Consider the following 18,924-nt stretch of genomic DNA (forward strand, 5'->3'; position numbering starts at 1 on the left):
ACGCTGAATCTGGACCGATTGCCAGGAAAGTTGGACAACCGCTACGTTCCTGCCAAGTCGCTATCGCTCCTCCACGTCAGCAGCCCGCCGACTGTCCGGTCTGCGGAATCCCGCTTCCCGAACAGAGGTCCCAGAGCCGTCTGACGTGCTCGGCTTCCTGCCGGACGAAGCGCTACCGATCACGGAGGAAGGAACGGCTCGGAATATCGCCTGACCAACCCATCAAGCTTCCATCTTCCGCAGAGCATCGACGATGATTGGGTCGAAGCGATCTGGGCTGCGGACAACATCATCCTCACCTTCGCTGAGAACTTGCGTTTCCACCGCCTGTCCAGGCCGACGCCAAATTCCCCGAATCTCCCAGAATGCCGCTTCGCCGTCTGTCATTACGACAGAAACGGACACCTCTTTCACTTCCTCGCCTTGCTCACCTTCTCTAATTACCCATTCCCTAGCTCCATGGCGGAACGCTCCTGCCACATGCACACCCCAGTTCCCCACCCCATGGTTCTTGACCGCGTGCTCCACGGCCTTCGAGACAGCGCTCTGTACTTCATCGTCCTGTGCCCGATAGAGGAGAGTCATCGCACCTCCCACTCGCTTTGGTGTTGCACGGCTCTAGCGGGCACGCCCTCCGAAAGGAGGAATTCGATCCCCCCGGCCTCGTGGAGCCGCGGTCCGCGAATCACGGGAACCTTTCGCGGATCAATTAGTGCCACGTACTTGCGCAGCTTTTTGGGTTGTGGAAGCTGCAGTAGGCGAGCGGCATCCTCTGGACTGTAGGGGGTGATTGTCGCATAAACTTCACCCTCCATACCCTTCCGAAAGTCCCTCTCCTCGCCCGGGAATAGATAGGTGACAAGTAGGCGCCCCCGCAGAGTCTCGGGATCTAGCGGTGGAATATTCCGCAAGTCTTCCCCCTCGTGTCTTATCGCGTCTCGCAGCATGTACTTGTCCAGCCTCGTTGCGAGATGGCCGCACGACCCCATGACGTTCACATCCTCTCGCCACCTCTTCCATGGTGCGGGGACGGAGAGGCACGCGCCATGCGTAGCGGCTGTCCGACTTCCCTGGCAATCGGTCCAAGTTCGGTGTCAGAGGACACCTTCGCCCGGCGTCCGAACGATCCCGGAAACTCGTCCGCTCTGACTGTCACACCGCGCGCCGTCCGCACACCTGTACCAGGTGACAGCGGACCTCACAGCGGGAGCAGCACGTGACCCACACCGACACCCTCACCCCGTACACGCCCCGGCTACAGCAGGGCCTTCGCGCGACCGACGCGGCCGTCTCCCCGGTCGCCCTGCGCCAGATGGCCACGGGCGAAACCGAAGAGACGGCCCGAGCTGAGCTCGCGGACTTCGAGCACCTCATCTCGACGCCCACGCCCGAACAGGCCCGGGGCGAGGCACGGATCTTCCACGCGCTGATCACCGCCTACGGCCGTCACCGCCCCACCCTCACCGGCGGCCCGTTCGGCATCCGCAGCCTCACCCCCCGCCCCGACGAACTGGTGGTGCGGATCGCGCCCGCCCAGCTGGAGCGGTGGATCGACGCCCTCGGCCACCGGCCGGGCGGGACAGGCGTCGCAGGCCTGCGCTGGGCCGGCCTGCGAGAGGGGATTGCCCTGACGCTGCCCGGGATGAGGATGCTCCTCGCCGGCATCAGCGAGACCGACTGGCGTGCTGCACTCGGCCGCCGGTCCGCCGACCAGAGCAGCCTGATGCCGCACTGGATCCCCCAGTTCCGCCGCGAACCCGAGTACGCAGCCGCCCAGGACGCCGAACTCGCGGGCCTCGCCGACCACCTGTGCGCCACCCTGCGCCGGATCCGGCTCCTCGACACCCTCACCCGTATCAGCGGTCACGTTCACCTGTTCACCACCCGCCACCACGGCGTCCTCCACCTGATCGAGGCATGCGAGGCCACCCCCACCGTCCTGCCGCTGTGGACCTCCCGGTCCGTCCCCCTGGCCCTGTGGCCCGCCGGACCGATTCCTGCCCCGGGCCCGGCCGACCCGCGCACAGCTGTCCTCGACCTCCTCACCGAGATCGAACCCGACCGCGCCCCGTCCGGCACCGTCGATCACCCCGCCGCCCGCGCCCTCTGCCACATCGCCGGCCTCAGTGCGGACCCTGTTCTGGTCCAGGCCGCCGAGCACGCTCTCGACGTCGCCACCCGCGTCCTCGCCGACCCCGCCCACGCCAGCGTGTACGCCGCCGGCGGCTGGGCAGGCAGCTGCCGCACATACCTCGAAGGCACGGTCCACGGAAGCGACCCCTGCCTCCCGCCCGGCGCCGAGGCCGTCACCGACCTCCCCGAGGAAGCCGTCCAGCGCCTCGGCCAGCACTTCTCCAGCCGGCCCTCGGATACCTCCCGCGCCGACCTCGTCGGCGCTGGCCGGGAAGAGCTCGTCCACCTTCTTGACTGGGCGCTCGCCGTCGCGACCCGCCCCGCCAACCGGCCGGACTGGACCCGCGACAGGACCGACGGCACGCTTCAGCACACCCAGCCGCTGCCCGACCACGACGGCACCCTGACCCTGACCGCCACCACCACCGGCGTCTACCGCGTCAGACTGGACCCACTGGGACTGCGCGACCTCGCCGACGAGGACGACACCGTGGAATGGGAGCGCGAGGCCGCGCCCTCGCAGAGCGCCGCCGTCCTGCTCGCCGAACACGCCGCGATCGAGGCCGCGGTCTGCCTGCCCTTCCAGCGCGAACACCGCAAGCAGCGCCTCCTGCTGCCCGCGCCGGTGTCGGCCGAGCCGACGATCCGGTCCGTCATCGCCGGAGCCGACTACGTTCTGGGGTTCTTCACCTTCGCCAGCGTCCTCGGCCGCCTCCACGAGCGCGTGGGCTCCACCCAGGGAGCAGCCGACGGCCACTGGCGAACCGACACCCTCTCCGACACCCCGGCCACCCTCACCGCTCTCATCAGCGACTGGTGCGCGCTGCCCTCACCCCACCACGGCGAAGCCGCCAACACCGCCACCGTCGACAGCCCCGACTACCTCCGCCACCTCGCCGCCCACCGCGCTGCGCTCGACCCGTTCGTCACCCGCTACCTCGCCGCCGCCGACACCCTCGCCGGCGCGCGCACCTTCGAAGAGCGTCACCTCGCCGGCTTCGCAGCCCTGCGCACCACCGACCTGTCCGCCCTGGCCCGCACGGAGGTACGCCCCACCCGCGAACGGCTCCTCCGCCTGGTCAGGTCCATCCCACAGGACCCCGCCCAGCTGACCGCCTGGTACGAACACCACCTCGACCAGGCCTGAACCCCGCCGGTCCTTGGAAGAAGGAGCAACCGCACCATGAGCAATCAACTGCCGGACCCGACAACGTTTATAGGCCCCATCGGACGCGGGAAGGCGCCGCTGCCGGGCGACGCCGACGCCGACCAGTACACAGCCGTACTCAGGCGCGCCCTGCACACCGTCGAATGCCGCGAGCTCGGCCCGGAGGCCGCCGGTCAGAAGTTCGGACCGTTCGCGGACACCGCCGACGGCCGTGTGACCGTGCTCGTGGACGAGGACCAGATCCGGCACCGGCACCCCGGCCACGACGAGCTCAACCACCTGACGCGCGCTGTCCGTGAGCGGGGACCGGCGGTGGACGTCATCATGGTGCCGCCCACCATGCTGTTCATGGACGAGATGGCCCACGTCGCCAGCAAGGCGGCCGAGCCCGCCTCCGCGGCGCTGGCTGGTCCCACCCGATGGGTGTATGAGCCGAGTCGGCCACTGCGACCGGTCCGGTGGTACGAGGGATGAGCGTGAAGCGGCGGACGAGCGGTGACGGTTCGGGCCCGGAGGCGGTGGCCGACGCGTTCGCATCGGCGGACGTGGCACGGGCGAGCGTGCGAGGAGGAGCGGCGGGCGGGCGGGCGCGGTCGGGAGCGAGGGAGGCTTGACATGGGAATGCGGCCCGAAGGAAATCTCCTCGGGCCGCAGTTCGGAATCTGTATACGCTTTCGCAGCCGGCCTGCGCGCCGACTTCCAGCCGGGCTCGGCCCGGGACGAATCAGGGGGACGAGATGACCACCACGAAGACCTCAAGCCCGGCAGTATCAGTGCCCGGCTGTACGGACGCCTCTGTCGCTCTCTTCAGCGACGAGGCGTCCGCGGTGACGAGAGCGGTGCCCGGCGCGGCCAGGAACCTGCCGCGGCCACTGGACACCCTGACCTGGCAGGAGCCCCCCGCCCTGGAGGACGCGGACGACGACGCGCGGTGACCGCATGGCCCGGGGCACGTCGCCTCTCGCCGCTCGGCTGATCAGCCCAGGCGCCCACCGCGGTCAGCGGTCGTGCCAAGCAGAGTGGTCCTCGTTCCACTGCTCCCGGGCCCGGGCCCGCTCCACCTCTGCGTCCAGACGCTCGATGGGTGTTCCGTCCTCGATGTGGACATCGGCGTGCGACGAACCAGCGTGGTACCGGTGGCGCTGGCTGACCACGACCACGGTCCGGGCGATACCCACCTGGTTCGGCATCGCCATCACCGTCGACACGAAGGGCCCTGCCAGCCCGCCCGGCACCGAGATCCAGTCGTCCTCGCCGGCCTGCCAGGGGAAGATCAGGTCTCCTCCCTGGGGGCCGGTGCCGGAGGGAAGACCTGCGGGTGCCGGTTCGAGACCGGCGGTCAGCCTGGCGAGCGCCTCCAGTTCGAAGACGGCCACCTGGAAATTGTCGCCGGGGGCGGCCATCTGCCCGAGCAAGGCGAGTTCTGAGGCCACCCGGCGCCAGTCCTCCGCGCGGTCACCGGTGATGCTCCGGTCCGTGCGCAGTGTGGTGAGGGTGCGGGTGACGAAGGCGTGACGGGCACGTTCTCGGCCTGCGTTGCCTCGCATGGCTGGGGGCAGAGGCGGGAGGCGGTCGGCGAGGCGCTGGGCGCTGAGGCGGGTGTCCGGGGCGGGCATCGGGGTCCTCGAAGTCGAAGGGTGTTCGGGTGAGTTCTGGCCTGCTGCTGCGTGCCGGTCTGGTGCCGTCGCGGATAAGTACGACGGCACCAGACCGGGACGGGGAGGGGACTACTCGCCCCGGGTGCACGTGGCCGTCGAAGCAGCCGTCGGCGCGTAGCCGGTCCCGGCCGTCGGAGACCTTCACCTCGGTCACCTTCGACAGGTCCGCGTGGGGGCGGCTCTGGTGCTGTGGCAACGTGGCACCAGAGGCACCCTTTGCCGAGTTCTGCACGTTCACCGGAGCGGGTCCGGTGGGGCATCAGTCGGACAGCGCGCCGGTGATGGTGGGCATCCCCTGGACCGTGGTGATGGCGGCGGTGGGGGAGAGGATCTTGAAGGCGTGCTTCCAGCCCCGGTCCAGGAGGCTGAGGAGTTCGCCCGTGGGCAGTGTCAGCGACAGGCGGTTGTGGCTGGTGTAGCCGAGCCGCCCGTAGAACCTCGTGAGGCTTCGGTCGTGGCGCAGTGTCAGGACCGTGTATCCGGCATCCCGGAACGTTTCCTCGGCGTGGTGGAGGAGGGTGCGGGCGATTCCCTGGTTCCGGTAGGCGGGGACCACGGCGAGGCCGTGCACGGTGGAGATGTGCTCGACCATCTTGCGCCGCATGATCTTGGGTGACCGGTTCGGGTCGGACATCCACTTGGCAGGGCCACACGTGATGGCTCCAACGGGGACTCCCTCGCTGTTCTCTGCGATCAGGAAGTGGTTCCTGCGGTGCGAGAGCGGTCCGTTGTCGCTGTCGGTGAGGGCGTGCCGCATGGGGTCCAGGGCACCGGGCAGGTCCTCGGCTCGCAGCTGGAGGTCGACGAGCGAGATCAGCTCGACGAGGGTGTCGCCGTCCTCCTGGGTCGCGGTCCGGACACGGATGTCGGTGTCGGTGAGGGCAGTGGGGGCGTGCATGGTCGAGTCCTTGGCGCTGGCAGCCGGACCGTCGTGGCGCGGCTGGAGGGAAGTGGGGGCCGGGGTGGGAGAGCGGGTCAGCCGAGCGGGGTGCTCCAGCCGAAGAAGAGCCAGCTCGGCTCTGGCCCGGTGGTTTCGAGCAGCAGCGCTCCGGCGCCGCCGGATCGGACGCACGGGGCGTCGTCCTCGATCAGGCGGTCGGCCAGCCAGTCGGCGTCGTCCTCGTCGAGAGGGGCGCCGTACGGGACGGGCGACGGAACGGATTCGTTGAAGTAGCCCGCGATGACGGGGCCCAGCGCGGAGCGGTCGCGCACGACGGTGACGCGGCCGACCTTCGTCAGGTCTGCGCGCCGGGTGAACGGGTCAACCGGAAGTTCCCGGTCCTTGGCGGCGTGGTTCGTGAATGCGCTCTGGGCGCTGGGGCCGCTGGCAGTGAAGCGGAAGACCATGGGGTCCAGGTGCATGGCGATCCTCGCAAGAGTGGGCGCCGTACAGCCGTCGGCGCACAGGGCAAGCCGACGCGACGCAGGAGAAGTGAGGGGGTGCCGGAACTCGGCGACATGACCAAACTACATATCGAAATTAAAATAAGCAACATTCTTGGTGTGGGGTGCTCGTGTGTACGGCACTGGCCTGACGCGCACGCAGGTCACAATGGGAGTGGTCTCGACGGCGTCCGGCTACTGGGGGAGTGTCTTTGTCCATCGACCGCCTGCAGCCCATCAGTCCCGCAGCGCTGGCCGCCCGTACACCCCGAGTCCAGATCCCGCCCTCCCGCGCCGGCGCCTCGGCCGAGAGCACAGCCTTGGCCCTGATGGACGCGGACGCCTTCCGCGATGCGCTTCAACGCGCCATCGCCCAGGGCGCATCCGCGGCCGAAGTCGCGTCCGAAGCCACCCGCCGGATCGCCCGGGGCCACCTAGACGTCGCCGCCCTGCGGGCCGTGCTGTTCGAGACGGCCGGAACGGACGTCTGGTCGGTCGTACGGCAAGCCGCCATCACCGCCGTCGCCGCCAGCCCGGCCCTGGCGCCGAGCATCATCTCCATGCACGCCCAACTGCTGCGCACGCCGTCCGCGACCGTCCGGGAAGGACAGGGGGACGACGGCCAGCCGTGCTTCGTCGCGCAGGCCGCCTTCGCTCCCGCCGGCCGCGACATCACCGGCAGCATCCAACAAGCCCGCACCCGCAAGGGCGCCCGGCAGCAGGCCATGACCAGCCTCATCGCCGCGCTCGCCGACCTGCCCGACCCCCTCGCCGATCGCGCGGTGCCCGACTGGAACTGGGACACGCCCGCCGCGCCCCAGGCGCCCGCGCCAGCAGGGGAAGCCAACCCCCTCTCGGTCCTGAACGAGTTCCACCAGGCCGGCCACATCACCAGGCCCGACTACCGGACCCCGACACCGACGCCCGCCGGCTTCACGGCCATGGTCACCGCCGTCCACCGCGGCCAGCAGCTCACCGGCGAAGGAACCGGCCCCAGCAAACGCCAAGCCCGGGCCGAAGCAGCCGGCCGCCTCCTGAAGGCCCTGCAAACCGCCCTCGGCGCCGACGCCGACCCCCCGGCCGCGACCGAACCGGCGGCGGCCGCGCCCGTCCAGCCCGCGCTCCCCATGCCGCCCGCGCCGGCAGACCGCCAGGAGCCGCCGCCCGCCCTCCCCGCCGGCCCGGCCGACCTGTTCGCCGCCCGCAGCGTGCTCGAGCAGGCCCTCGCCGACGGCGCCGCCCTGACCCTGCTGCCCGCACGCCATCCCGGCCGGGCCGCGTGGATGCTTTTCCAGCCCGACGGCACACCCCTGCCCACCCCCAGCCAACTGCCGCCGCCACTGCAGCCGGTCACCCGCGACCTCGTCCTCGCCGGCGCCGGCGGCATCATGCCGCGCCGCGCCACCGTGACCGGCATCGCCGTCCCCGTCGGCCTCGCCCTGCCCGCGCTGCTCACCCCCCGGGAAGGCGAACACCCCTCCGCCACCGGGTGGCGGCCCGCTCTCCGCCTGGCCGTGGCGTGCGTGGCCCAGCAGCGCGTCTACCCCGCCCTGACCACCGACGGCCAAGGCTGCTGGCGCATCGGCCCGGTCACCGACCCACTGCGCGCCGCCGTCACCGAGGCCGCGGCCCGGATGGCCCCCGAGGGCCACTGCCTCCTCGCCGGCCACACCCCCCTGCGGGTCCTCGCACCCGAACACGCCCTTTGGCCCCTGCTCGACGCCGTCGCCGACGCGATGGTCCGCACCCCCAGTGCCGCCCCGCTTCTGGGACCCGGCCCGTTCACCAGCACCCCGGCCCACGAGTCCGAGCCCACACCCGAACTGTGGGCCTGGGCCGACGCGATCGAGGACGCCGCCGACCCCTGTCCCGCTCCCCGCCTCACGCTGCGCATCAAGGAGCCCGACGCCGACGAACAAACCCCGACCGCCCAAGCCGTCCTGCACCTGGCCGCCGACGACCAGGACGAACCCGTGCCGGCGAGCAACATCTGGGACGGACAGCACACCCACCCCGCCCTCACGCCTGCCGCGCTGCCCGGCGTACGCCGCGCGCTGCGCCGCGGCGCCCGCCACTTCCCGCCGCTCGGCGACCTCGCCGCACAAGAACGCCCTCGCCGCCTCACCCTGTCCGCCGAGGACCTGGCCCTCCTCCACGACCACGCCGCCGCCCCGCTCGCCGCGGCCGGCTTCGCCATCCACTGGCCGCCCGCTCTCCTCGGCGCACTCACCGCCACTGCCGTCATCGGCAGCCACGACGGCGCCGACGACTTCACCCACGGCAGCGGCTTCCTGGCCCTGAACCGTCTCGTGGACTGCCGCTGGCACATCAGCCTCGACGGCGACCCGCTGACCGAGGACGAGATGACCGCCCTCGCCGACGCCGCCTGGCCGCTGATCCGCATGCGCGGCCGCTGGCTGCTCATCGACCCCGACACCGCCCGCCGCGCCCGACACCGCGACCTCGCACCGCTGCCCTCCCTCGACGCGCTTGCCGCCGCCCTCTCCGGCACCCTCACCCTCGACGGCGAAACCCTCGACGCACGGCCCGCCGGCACCATGGCCACCCTCGTCGACGCCCTGCGCCAGGCTCCCGACGATCCACGGCCCGTGCCACCGCCGACCGGCCTGAACGCGACCCTGCGCCACTACCAGCAACGGGCCCTGACCTGGCTCGCGCACACCCTCGGCCTGGGCTTCGGCGCGCTCCTCGCCGACGACATGGGCCTGGGCAAGACGCTGACGACCATCGCCTTGCACCTCCACCGCGCCGAAACAGATGGCGCAGCCGCCGGCCCGACCCTCGTAGTCTGCCCGGCCTCCCTCATCACGAACTGGCAGCGCGAGATCGCCCGCTTCGCCCCGGACACCACCGTGGTCCGCTACCACGGCACTACCCGGACCCTCGACACCGAGGCGCTCGACCACACCACGGTCGTCATCACCACCTACGGCACGCTGCGCCGCGACCCCGCCGTCGCCGCCACCCAGTGGGGCCTGGTCGTGGCCGACGAGGCCCAGCACATCAAGAACCCCGCCTCCGCCACCGCCAAGGCGCTCCGCGACGTCCCCGCCCTGGCCCGGCTCGCCGTCACCGGCACCCCCGTCGAGAACACCCTCACCGAGCTATGGGCCATCCTCGACTGGACCAACTCGGGCCTCTTCGGCACCCGCACCGCCTTCCGCGCCCGCTACGGCACTGTCGAGAAGGACCCCCACTCGCCTGCAGCCGCAGGGCTCGCCCGGCTCATCGCCCCGTTCATGCTCCGCCGACGCAAGACCGACCCCGGCATCGCCCCCGAACTGCCCGGCAAGATCCACCACCACCGTGTCGTGGCCCTGACCGACGAGCAGACCGGTCTGTACGAGGCGATCGTCCGCGACACCATGCACAAGATCACGATCAGTAGCGGGATCGAACGCCGCGGCCTGGTCCTGAAGCTGCTCCAGGCCCTGCGCCAGATCTGCAACTCCCCCACCCTCTACCTCAAGGAACCCCTGGACGATGCCGAGCCGGCCGGCCTCGCCCGCCGCTCGGGCAAGCTCGCCGCCCTCGACGACCTCACGGCAACCCTCGCCGACCGGGGCGAAGCCGCCCTCGTCTTCACCGGCTACGTCCAGATGGGCCGCATCCTCGAACATCACCTGCGCGCCCGCGGCCGCTCAGTCCGCTTCCTCCACGGCGGCACCCCGCCGGCCCGCCGCCAAGAACTCGTCGACGCCTTCCAGCACGACCCCGACCCCGCCCCGGTGTTCATCCTGTCCGTCAAGGCGGCCGGCACCGGCCTGACCCTCACCCGGGCCGAGCACGTCATCCACTACGACCGGCCCTGGAACCCGGCGGTCGAGGACCAGGCCACCGACCGCGCCCACCGCATCGGACAGCACCGCACCGTCCAGGTCCACCACCTGATCACCGAGGGCACCGTCGAGGACCACATCAACGAACTCCTCGCGCGTAAACGCGCCCTGACCGACGCCGTCCTCACCTCCGGCGAAGGCGCCCTCACCGAACTCGACGACACCGAACTCGCCGCCCTCGTCACCCTGGGAACCCGATGACCGGCACCGCCCGATCCCTCGCGCCCCTGGCCGGAGCGTGGAAACAGGCCTTCCACCTCGCCACCAACGGCTCGGGCTCCTACGGCAAGGGCCTCAACCTGGCGCGCAACGGCGCTGTCGCCCAGATCCACACCCAGCCCGGCCAGATCAACGCAGCCGTCGCCGCGAAGAAGGCCACCCACCAGGCCGTGATCCACCTCCCCGAGCTCACCACCACCCAGTGGGACACGCTGGCCGCCCGGCTCGCCGACGACCCTCAGGCCGTCGCCGACCTCGTCGCCAACCGGATCCCCGCCACGATCGCTGACTCCGGCCACGCCGGCGGCATCTCCATCACCCCGTCCTCCGACGGCATCACCTTCTCCTGCTCCTGCCCCACCGGCCGGACCCACCGCGTCTGCGACCACAGCGCAGCCCTCGGCCACGCCGTCGCCGAACGCCTCACCAACAGCCCCTCCCTGCTGCTCGGCGCCCGCGGCATGACCGCCCGCGCCCTCGCCGCCCACGTACGCGACCTCGTCGACGGCGCCGACCCCGGCCCCCTCCCCGCAGACACCAACGGCACCGTGCGCGCCGCCCAGCTCTACTCGCTGGCCGCCCACCGCCCCCCTCAGACGGCACCGTCCCTCGACCTCGACACCGTCACCACCCTCACCTACACCGACGCACCCCTCCCCGGGCCCCGAGCCCAGGACCTGGCCCGCATGACCGCCGACGCCGCCGCCCGCGCCCGGACCCTCCTGACCGACACCGTCGCTGCCCCGCACGACGAGCTGGCCGACATCCTCCGGATCCTCGCCAGCCCCGACGGCGCGGACTATCTCGCTGCCGCCCAGCGCGCCACCGGCATCCCCGAAGCCACCCTGCGGGCGATGATGATCGGCTACCGCCACGGCGGCCCGGCTGGCGCCCACGCCACCCTCGCCGCCGCCCCAGCAACCACGGACGTCCTGGAGCAGGCGCGAGAGACCCTCCACTCCTCCCGTGCTGTCGGCCTCGGAACCATCACCATCGACGGCAACGCGCTCACCGACACGACCGCGGGCGTCCAGATCCGTCCGGGCCCCGACGGCCGCTGGTACCCCTTCACCCTCTGGCGCGCCAACGAGTGGCGCCCCGCACCCGGAGCCTGCGACGATCCCGCCGAGGCCTTCCGCGCCGCACGACGCGCCCGCGCCGCACGACCACTCAGGCGATAGCCGCACCGGCGACCTGACCAGAACGTCACCGAGCCCGAAGGACCCACCGCATGCCCTTGGATCCGCAGACCGGCGTACGCGTCCCCCAGTTCATCGTCGACCGGCTTGAGGAGGGCGCCGCGAGCAACACATCCGCCCGCGCTTGCGCGAAGACGGCTCGCCTCGCTGGTGACTCAATGGAAGCCGCCGTTGAGGCCGCGCAGACTGCTTCCCACCGGAAGCTGAACGCGGCCCGTCCCATCCACCAGGGTCTCGCCGCTGAGAGCGAGCCGGTGTGGATGATCAGCCGCTATGCCGGGGCCCGTGAGGCACTCACCGACTCGCTTACCCCGCCGAACGTCGTAGGCGCAGGGAGTGCGGGGTCGGACGTGCGGTCGGGAGGACGCCGGCCACGATCAAGCGGGGGATTTCGGTAGCACTGCGGGCGTGCCTGATGATCCAGATGCTGTCTTCGATGTCGCGGTAGCCGCCGGAGTGGTCGCTGGCGTCGCCGACGAGGAGCAGAGCGAAAGGCGGTCCGGTGGCGGTGTAGTTCGCGGCCTGGGCGAGGTAGTCCCGCTCGACGGTTTGCTGGGTCTTCCACGGTGTGGTGCGCCATTTGATCTCGGCGACGAAGCGGCTGCCGGGTTCCGGCGTGTAGATGACGTCGGCGCGCCCGCTGGCGACGTCCCACTTTTCCCGCTCCACGGTGCCCGGTGGGAAGAGGGGGCTGAGGTGCTGGTGGAAGTCGTCCTGGAGGTTCTTCTCATTCCAGGGGACGGCGTTGCCGTCGGCGTCCTTGCGCGCCGGCCCGAGGTAGGCGGTGCGCTCGCCGTAGAGGTTGGCCTGGGCATCGAAGCGGTCGTAGAGGAAACGTAGGAAGTGCTCCAGCAGGGGGGTGAAGTAGTGGCTGTCGCTCGGCTTCCAGGCCGGGCTGGTCTTCAGGATGTCGAGCAGGGTTTCCAGGTGGGTGTCCACGCGGGCGTTGCCGGTGGGGGTGTAGCCCCTGGCGAGCTGGTGCGCGAGCTGCTCGAGCCGGTCGAGCTTGTGCGGGTCGAGGTCATCGCGCAGGCCGGTGGCGTCAGACTGAAAGAGCGCGGCAAGTGCGGGACGGCCCTCCAGCGCTTTTCCCGGCACCGCCTCCTGCCGTGCCGCTTCACCAGCCGACTTCTGGCGCCGTTGGCGTACAGCGTCGTACAGAGTCTGGGCGTCGGGGTGGTCGGTGAACTGGGCGTCGTGGGCGAGGGCTTGCTCGAGCTGGTGCAGCAGGCCTTGGCTGCGCACGAACGGCGCTTCCACGGCCGGGCTGATCAGTGCGGTGAGGCCCGGGGAGTCATGGGCTGGCGCGTGGATGCTGCGGCTGGCGAGGTAGATCTGGAGGAGGTCGCTCAGGGCGTCGGCGGGGCTGTACCAGCTGGGCTGGTCCAGGTGTGTCTGTGCGGCGTTGAGGGTGGTCACGAGCTTCGACCAGGCGCTTTGGGTCAGGCTGCGGGCGCTGAGCCAGTCGAGCTGGTGCATGCGGCCGGTCCAGGCGGCGAGGTGCGCGGCCGTGGTGTCCAGCTGGTCGGCTGCGTCGGTGAGTCGTTGCCGGGCGCTGTTGTCACCCGTCGGGTTCTGTTCGAGGTCGGCGAAGGCGAGGACGGCTTCGATGGCGGCGGCGTGGGCGCGGGCGTCCAGGCGTGCCTCGTGGGTGCGGTCGAGCTCGGTGAACCGCATCAGGGCTCGCCGCAGTTGTTCATCGGCGGTGTTGCGGTCGGCGGCCTCCAGCGCGGTTCGCTCGTCGGCCAGGGCAAGTTCGAAGCTCGCGTCGGCTCGGGTCGCCGGGTTCAGGTCGGGCTGATTCTCCAGTGCGCTGAGGACGTCGAGGAGGTGGTCGGTTTCGGCGAAGTGGTCGCGGGCGATGCCGATCAGGATCGGCAGGCGTTCGAGGGCGTCGGCAGGCTCGCTGCCGGTGATCTCGGTGAGCAGCGCGAGCAGACGGTGCGGGGAGCCTCCGGCTACCGCCAGGCGCAGCAGGCCGGCGATCGCCGGCTGGGCGAGGGCGGCGTCGCAGTCGCCGGCGAGCGCGTCCTCTGCGAGCGTGGCCAGATCTCGTACGGTTCGGTTGCCCAGGCGGTCGGCCAGTTCCGGCTGGGTGCACACGACGTCGAGGGCGTCGGTGAGGACCCACGCCGAGTGAGGGCGGCGCAGGCCCCGGGCCGCGGCCGAGAGCAGGGGAGCAGCCTGGTCGGCCGGGATGGTGTCGAGGCTGCGGGACAGCGCGGTGAGGAGGTAGGGCAGTTGAGGCCCGGCGGCCAGCGTGTCCGCCTCAGCTGCGACGGCGTCTGCTCCGCCGAGGTCCTCCAGGCGGGGTCCGGCGTTCAGTTCGTCATCGCTCGCCCGGCTGGCCCACGCCTGGAGGGCCTGGTCCACGCTCGGAGCCACTGTCCTCTCCTCTCTGCTGGTCCGCGCCGGAAGCGAGCAGCTTAGAACAGGTGTTCACTATCGCGGGTGATGAGGTGGTCGCCAGGCAGATCGTCGACGAGTTCGGGCTGGGCAGTGGTCAGCACGACCTGCAAGTCCGGCAGGTCCTTGGTGATGGCCTGTAGCTCGGCGATCAGGGTTCGGGCCGGTACTTCGGTGACCTCCTCGGCGGCGACGGAATCAATCAGCAGCAGACCAGGATGGGCGGCCACGCCGCGGTCGGCTCCGACACGCAGCAGCGCGATGACCGTGGCGATCCGCATGCGCAGCCGGTCACCGCGGCTGAGACGTTTGAACGAGGTCTTCACCCCGGCCTTGACGGCGTTCACCCGGCCGGAGCGGTCGAGCCGGACGCTGTCGAGATTCTGCACCCCGAAACGGGTCGCCAGCTCAACGATCTGGGTATTCATCGCCGGGAAAAGCCGCTTAGCGGCCGCGTCGACGGCCTCTCGTACGGCCTCGGTCACGGCCTCCAGGACCTGGGCGGACACGGGAACGGGCGGCTCTTCCGGCCCGGAGCCGGTGGCGGCGAGGCGTCCTTCCAAGCCAGCTGCCTGAAGCTCCAGCTGGCGAAGGCGCTCATGGTTCTGCGACGTCGCCAGCGCCGTCTGCAGCGCGGCCGAGGCCGCCTGCTGCTCGATGACCGCGGCGTTCACCGCGGCCGCGGCGGCATCGCGTTGCCGACTCGCCGCGTCCTCCGCCTCCCGCGCGCTCTCGAGCTGCTGCTCCAAGTCCTGCAACAGCACTTCGGCGGTTTCTTCGTCGACCTCGGGCAGCGTCCGGGTGCACACGGCACAGGAGGCGTCCTCGCGCTCCTGCTGGCGGCGGTCACGATCGAGAGGCTCCTCGCATCGCGGACAGCACACCGGATCGAGCCGGCCCAGCACCCGCCGCGCCTGCCAGGTCTCACGGGCGTCCAGCAGCGCCTGGTCGGCGCGCACCCGCGCCGTGTTCGTCTCGGTCAGGCTCTGTTCGGCCTCATGGAGCACACTCTGCGTGTCCCGAAGCCTTGCTGCCGCCTGGTCGGCGGCCTGGAGCAAGGGGGACACATCCCGGCTCGCCACGTCCTGAAGTTCGGCGATCTGCTGGGAGAGCTGCTCCAGTTGCTCCTGCCACGCGGTGCGCTCGGCCCTGCGGGCGTCGGCGTCTCCTTCCGCACGGCGCTTTCCTTGAGCGAGGGTCTTGCGCTCGCGCTTGTCGGCGACCGACAGCTGAGTGAGCACGGTGCTGTAGGGGATGTCGACGAAGAGCTCCATGAGCCGGGCGGACAGGCCCACGGCGTTGACATCGCCGAGGAGGATCTCGTCGCCCCCAGGGTTGAGGTAGCACGCTCCGAAGTACGAGGCCCACCCGTGGACCTGGGGGGCGCCCTCGCCGTCGGCGCCGCCGCCGGCCTGCCACAGGCTGGTGTGCCCCATCCGCAGCGCGTCGAGGAAGAACGCGCCGATGCTGCGGTCCACCTCGTCGGCTCCGGAAGCCTGCTCCAGCAGCCGCAGACCGTCCCCGCCGTCGTCCGTGGCAAGCAGTTGCTCCACGGTGTCCGCGGTGAGGATCCGCCCGGTCAGCGTTGGATGAGCGCCGGGATCGACATCCAGAACAATCCGGATGGGGCGTCCGGCCACAGCGACGTCCATGCTCAGGTGCCGCACCCAGGATCGGACGTCCAAGGGCAGATCGCGAGGTTCTCCACGAAGCGGCCAGACCAGGAATTCCAGGAGGCTCGTCTTCCCCGCGCTGTTGTCGGGGTGGACGATCGCCCACACGCCGGCCGAGAATTCCCGCTCCATACTGAAGGGATCGCCCGAGTGCTTCACCCCGTGGACTCGAAGGCGCAGCATCCGCAGCCGGCGGTCGGCGGCTGCCGGACTCTTCAGGGTGATGTTGGCCTCCGCGAGCGACCGCTCCACCTGCTCCGGGGTCAGTCCCAGCTTCTCGGCGACACTCTGCAGAATGTCGCCGGCCCGCGGAACCTCGGGGACCTCCGGGGTGGGTGTCTCGGGCGACGCGGTCACGAGGCCTCCTGGGCGACGTCGGACTCCGGCATCTGGGCGGCAGCCTTCAGCTGACGCAACCGTGCGCGGGCCTGCTCGGTGATGGGCGAGATGTACTGCCTCCACGGGGTGTCGGCGTAGTCGCTCAACAGGTATTGCCGGTTCTTGATCTGTGTACCGCCGAGCCCGTCGACCAGGGCCACGACCAGCTGGGTGCGCTTGACGTACCACTCCAGCGCTGGGGCGTCCTGCACCAGCGACCGGGCCACCTCGCGGCCGCGTTCGAGGAGGAAGTAGACGTGCTCGACGACGCGCTTCTGGCCGCTCCGGCCAAGACGTTGCGTTTTGCGGATCAGCCCGCGCTCCACCAGCGGCGCCAGCGCGTCATCCAACTCTTCGAAGGCTCCGAACTTGTGACGCAGCATCGGAAAGCGCCTCAAGTCCGGCTCCTCCGAGTCCAGGATGTCCGAGGCGAGGCTGAGCAGTCCCTCTTCGTCCGGCGCCGTCTCGTACTCATTCATGAGCTCGAAGGCCAGATAGTCCGGGTAGCGCACCCAGAAGTCCAGCTTCTGCAGGCGAACCTGTGTGTGGACCACGCCCGCCGTTGCTGCGGGCACATCCTCGTCCTGGGCCGGCGGCTTGGCGGCCGCGTCGATCAGCAGCAACAGCCGGACAGAGTCCTGCCAGCGACTTGCCCTGCGTACCGCTAAGGGTGCGACCATCGTGCTCCTTCACACCAGCCGTCCGCTCCGTCACCAGGTGTCATCCTGGCAGGTGGACGGCCCGGCAGACCAGATGCCGTCAAGGGAATTCACCGTCGCCCGCCGCCCTATGTCGGCCCAGAGTGTCCTCCCGCACACATAGACCCACCCCAGCGGGCCGAGCCCGCACCTACTGACGTCTACCGTGGGGCCGGCGCGCAGACAAGCACGATCACCCGAAGGTGTACCAGTACCTCGGCGAACCGCGCTGCGCCTGCCCCTGCCACAGCCGGGAAGCGACAGTGTCTAAAACCGACTGCACCGAGTCCGCTCCCGGGCTCCGATACAACCCGAGAACCTTCGGGGCCGTGAACATCGCCTGAACCGCAGCGCTGCCCGCCGCGTGCTCTGCCCCCGCTCACAGCCGACACGGTCGCCGACACCGACGTTCGTGCTCCACCACCCACCGTGACCAGCGGCCATCCGCCCGGCGGGCGGACGGCACGCGAGCGCGGCCAGCCGCAGACAGCAGTTCACCAGCCCTTTACGGCAAAGATCACGCCAGCCTGGCCCAACGCTGAATGCCATGACCCCGCGGGGGCGATACTCGGTCTGCCGCCTGACCACACATGATCGCGGCATGAGCGGCGGAGATACCGCGCTGGATAAAGAGGGGGGATCCAGTGGCCGCGACGGAACGCGACCTGCACGAGCAACACCGGGCCATGACCTCGGACCTGGCCGCGCGGCACGCTCGCGTCAAAGAACTCGATTTCGACGACGCGGAGTTCGACGGCCAGTACACCGCCATGGTGCAAAGAGCCGAGGAACTCCTCGCGTTCGAGCAGACGCTGCCGACCCGGCTGGCCGAGCCGCAGCGGCTGCGGAGCGCGAAGATCGTGCGCTGGTCGTGGCGGGCGCAGACCGTAGTGTCCATCACGCTCATCACCGCCGTCCTCGTCCTCGACCGCACTGCCTGGTGGCTTCTGCTGCTCATACCCCACGTGCTGGCCACGCTGCTGGGGTGGTCGATCAAGGTGACGGTCCAGCAGCACAAGCAGCAACGCGGGATCGCCTTCGCTCTGCACGCCCTGTGCGTTCTCGTGATCCTTGTCGCCCTGGGAGTGCTATCCGCCTGGTGGATCATCGCCGTCCTCATCGGCTGGGCCTTGATCGGCGGAGCCTATGCAGATGCTCCGCAGCAGGGGGCGAAGAAGTGACCGAGGACCTCGACCGCCGCCTTCGGGACACCGACCGCCGCCTCCGCGATCTAGACCACCGAATCGACGACCTCGACAGCGAACACCAGAGCCTGAAGAGCAAGTTCGGCTATACCGAGGACCTCGACTACGAGCTACGCGACCTCCGCAGCGACATCTCCGAGTGCGACGACAAGATCGACAAGGTTGAAGAGGAGCTGGGCGACCGCATCGGAGACACAGAGCAGGCCATCAAACGCCTCACGCAGCACGTGCGGCTGCTCGACGGCCAGCTCAAGGTCTCTGGAGGAGTGCCCGCCGCGGACCTGGACACCTACACCAAAGACCAGCACGCCCTCGCCCGCACCATGGTGAAGGGCTGGAACGCCCGTAGCCTGCTCCTGGGCGACCACGACCGCCACACCCACCAGGTGCGCGTCCGGCACCACCGGGAAACAGCCGACAGGCACCGGACAGCGCTCGCAGCAGTCGTCGAGGCTATCGGCGCAGTCACAGCCAGCCGCTACGGCACCACCGGTCATTCCGAGGCTGCGGGTCGGCTCCGCGCCGCAATCGCCGACGAGGCAAGACTTCGCCAGGACCTTGCCCGGCAGGCCCCACATGCAGAGGCGTCCGCGACCGCCCTGGCGGACGACTCCTCGACCCGCGCGGACAAACAGCCGGCGATGTCGGCTGGCGACCGCGCTGAAAAGCGCCTCACGATGGCTTTGCGCAGCCGCCTGGCCGACGCCGTCAGCAGCCGCGCGCTGCTGCCCGCCTGGTTCGTTACCGTCCTCGGAGCAGCACCACCCGCCCGAGCAACGGACCAGTGGCTGGAGACCGCCACCCGCGTCCTGCTCTACCGCCTCACCTACGACATCACCGACCAGGTTGTCGCCCTCGGCCCCGAGCCCTCCGGCGCCGACCGGCATCGCCGCAGCTGGTACGAACAGCTACGCAAAGACCTACGGCGCTGGTGAACAGTTCCT

14 protein-coding genes are annotated in these 18,924 nt (G+C 70.4%); 7 read left to right on the forward strand and 7 right to left on the reverse strand.

The features are described from left to right. Nucleotides 1–222: 222 nt before the first annotated feature. Nucleotides 223–585, reverse strand: a complete 363-nt coding sequence (locus tag ABZZ79_RS22745) for a hypothetical protein (protein ID WP_319656794.1) — start codon at nucleotides 583–585, stop codon at nucleotides 223–225. A gap of 631 nt (nucleotides 586–1,216) precedes the next feature. Here ABZZ79_RS22745 and ABZZ79_RS22750 point away from each other — a divergent pair. The 3 genes from ABZZ79_RS22750 to ABZZ79_RS22760 all read left to right on the forward strand — a co-directional run bounded on the left by ABZZ79_RS22750 (nucleotide 1,217) and on the right by ABZZ79_RS22760 (nucleotide 4,236). After that, nucleotides 1,217–3,280, forward strand: coding sequence for a hypothetical protein (locus tag ABZZ79_RS22750; RefSeq protein WP_319656795.1), 2,064 nt, complete (start codon nucleotides 1,217–1,219; stop codon nucleotides 3,278–3,280). Between the two features lie 36 nt (nucleotides 3,281–3,316). Next, entirely contained in the window at nucleotides 3,317–3,775 is a 459-nt protein-coding gene (locus tag ABZZ79_RS22755) for a hypothetical protein (RefSeq protein WP_319656796.1), read from the forward strand. A 263-nt stretch (nucleotides 3,776–4,038) separates the two neighbouring features. Beyond that, nucleotides 4,039–4,236 (forward strand): hypothetical protein, encoded by a 198-nt coding sequence (locus tag ABZZ79_RS22760; protein ID WP_319656797.1) that lies wholly within the window; start codon nucleotides 4,039–4,041, stop codon nucleotides 4,234–4,236. 63 nt (nucleotides 4,237–4,299) lie between these two features. Here the strand turns inward: ABZZ79_RS22760 and ABZZ79_RS22765 are convergent, their stop codons facing one another. From ABZZ79_RS22765 to ABZZ79_RS22775, 3 genes are all read right to left on the reverse strand, one after another. Beyond that, the gene (locus tag ABZZ79_RS22765) at nucleotides 4,300–4,917 is read right to left on the reverse strand and encodes a hypothetical protein (RefSeq protein ID WP_319656798.1); all 618 of its coding nucleotides are present in this window, start codon (nucleotides 4,915–4,917) and stop codon (nucleotides 4,300–4,302) included. 301 nt (nucleotides 4,918–5,218) lie between these two features. Continuing rightward, nucleotides 5,219–5,857, reverse strand: a complete 639-nt coding sequence (locus ABZZ79_RS22770) for a GNAT family N-acetyltransferase (RefSeq protein ID WP_319656799.1) — start codon at nucleotides 5,855–5,857, stop codon at nucleotides 5,219–5,221. A gap of 77 nt (nucleotides 5,858–5,934) precedes the next feature. Continuing rightward, nucleotides 5,935–6,321, reverse strand: a complete 387-nt coding sequence (locus tag ABZZ79_RS22775; RefSeq protein ID WP_319656800.1) for a hypothetical protein — start codon at nucleotides 6,319–6,321, stop codon at nucleotides 5,935–5,937. A 233-nt stretch (nucleotides 6,322–6,554) separates the two neighbouring features. On the opposite strand from ABZZ79_RS22775, the gene ABZZ79_RS22780 reads away from it, so the two are divergent. Beyond that, nucleotides 6,555–10,403 carry an SNF2-related protein gene (locus tag ABZZ79_RS22780; RefSeq protein ID WP_356691384.1) on the forward strand — a complete coding sequence of 1,283 codons (3,849 nt, stop codon included), beginning with the start codon at nucleotides 6,555–6,557 and terminating at the stop codon, nucleotides 10,401–10,403. After that, nucleotides 10,400–11,602 carry a hypothetical protein gene (locus ABZZ79_RS22785; protein WP_356691386.1) on the forward strand — a complete coding sequence of 401 codons (1,203 nt, stop codon included), beginning with the start codon at nucleotides 10,400–10,402 and terminating at the stop codon, nucleotides 11,600–11,602. Before ABZZ79_RS22780 ends, ABZZ79_RS22785 begins: the two co-directional genes overlap by 4 nt. 324 nt (nucleotides 11,603–11,926) lie before the next feature. Here the strand turns inward: ABZZ79_RS22785 and ABZZ79_RS22790 are convergent, their stop codons facing one another. From ABZZ79_RS22790 to ABZZ79_RS22800, 3 genes are read right to left on the reverse strand one after another with little or no spacing between them, the layout of a single operon-like run. Next, nucleotides 11,927–14,005, reverse strand: a complete 2,079-nt coding sequence (locus tag ABZZ79_RS22790; RefSeq protein ID WP_356691388.1) for a hypothetical protein — start codon at nucleotides 14,003–14,005, stop codon at nucleotides 11,927–11,929. 41 nt (nucleotides 14,006–14,046) lie between these two features. Next, a complete protein-coding gene (locus ABZZ79_RS22795) occupies nucleotides 14,047–16,056 on the reverse strand; it encodes a hypothetical protein (protein WP_356691390.1) in 2,010 nt (669 codons plus the stop codon). After that, nucleotides 16,053–16,700, reverse strand: a complete 648-nt coding sequence (locus tag ABZZ79_RS22800; protein WP_356691392.1) for a hypothetical protein — start codon at nucleotides 16,698–16,700, stop codon at nucleotides 16,053–16,055. The genes ABZZ79_RS22795 and ABZZ79_RS22800 overlap by 4 nt, the downstream gene beginning before the upstream one ends. 719 nt (nucleotides 16,701–17,419) lie before the next feature. Between ABZZ79_RS22800 and ABZZ79_RS22805 the strand changes: the two genes are divergently transcribed. Further along, nucleotides 17,420–17,956, forward strand: a complete 537-nt coding sequence (locus tag ABZZ79_RS22805) for a hypothetical protein (RefSeq protein ID WP_356691394.1) — start codon at nucleotides 17,420–17,422, stop codon at nucleotides 17,954–17,956. After that, entirely contained in the window at nucleotides 17,953–18,915 is a 963-nt protein-coding gene (locus ABZZ79_RS22810; protein WP_356691396.1) for a hypothetical protein, read from the forward strand. The genes ABZZ79_RS22805 and ABZZ79_RS22810 overlap by 4 nt, the downstream gene beginning before the upstream one ends. Nucleotides 18,916–18,924: the final 9 nt, after the last annotated feature.

This window comes from Streptomyces sp. NPDC006458 (assembly GCF_040612135.1).
Taxonomy (GTDB): Bacteria; Actinomycetota; Actinomycetes; order Streptomycetales; family Streptomycetaceae; genus Streptomyces.

Excerpts from the sequence above, each read along its gene's own strand:
- ABZZ79_RS22785 (WP_356691386.1), top strand. The coding sequence starts at position 10,400 with ATGACCGGCACCGCCCGATCCCTCGCGCCCCTGGCCGGAGCGTGGAAA.
- ABZZ79_RS22760 (WP_319656797.1), top strand. The coding sequence starts at position 4,039 with ATGACCACCACGAAGACCTCAAGCCCGGCAGTATCAGTGCCCGGCTGT.
- ABZZ79_RS22745 (WP_319656794.1), bottom strand. The coding sequence starts at position 585 with ATGACTCTCCTCTATCGGGCACAGGACGATGAAGTACAGAGCGCTGTC.
- ABZZ79_RS22770 (WP_319656799.1), bottom strand. The coding sequence starts at position 5,857 with ATGCACGCCCCCACTGCCCTCACCGACACCGACATCCGTGTCCGGACC.
- ABZZ79_RS22755 (WP_319656796.1), top strand. The coding sequence starts at position 3,317 with ATGAGCAATCAACTGCCGGACCCGACAACGTTTATAGGCCCCATCGGA.
- ABZZ79_RS22775 (WP_319656800.1), bottom strand. The coding sequence starts at position 6,321 with ATGCACCTGGACCCCATGGTCTTCCGCTTCACTGCCAGCGGCCCCAGC.
- ABZZ79_RS22765 (WP_319656798.1), bottom strand. The coding sequence starts at position 4,917 with ATGCCCGCCCCGGACACCCGCCTCAGCGCCCAGCGCCTCGCCGACCGC.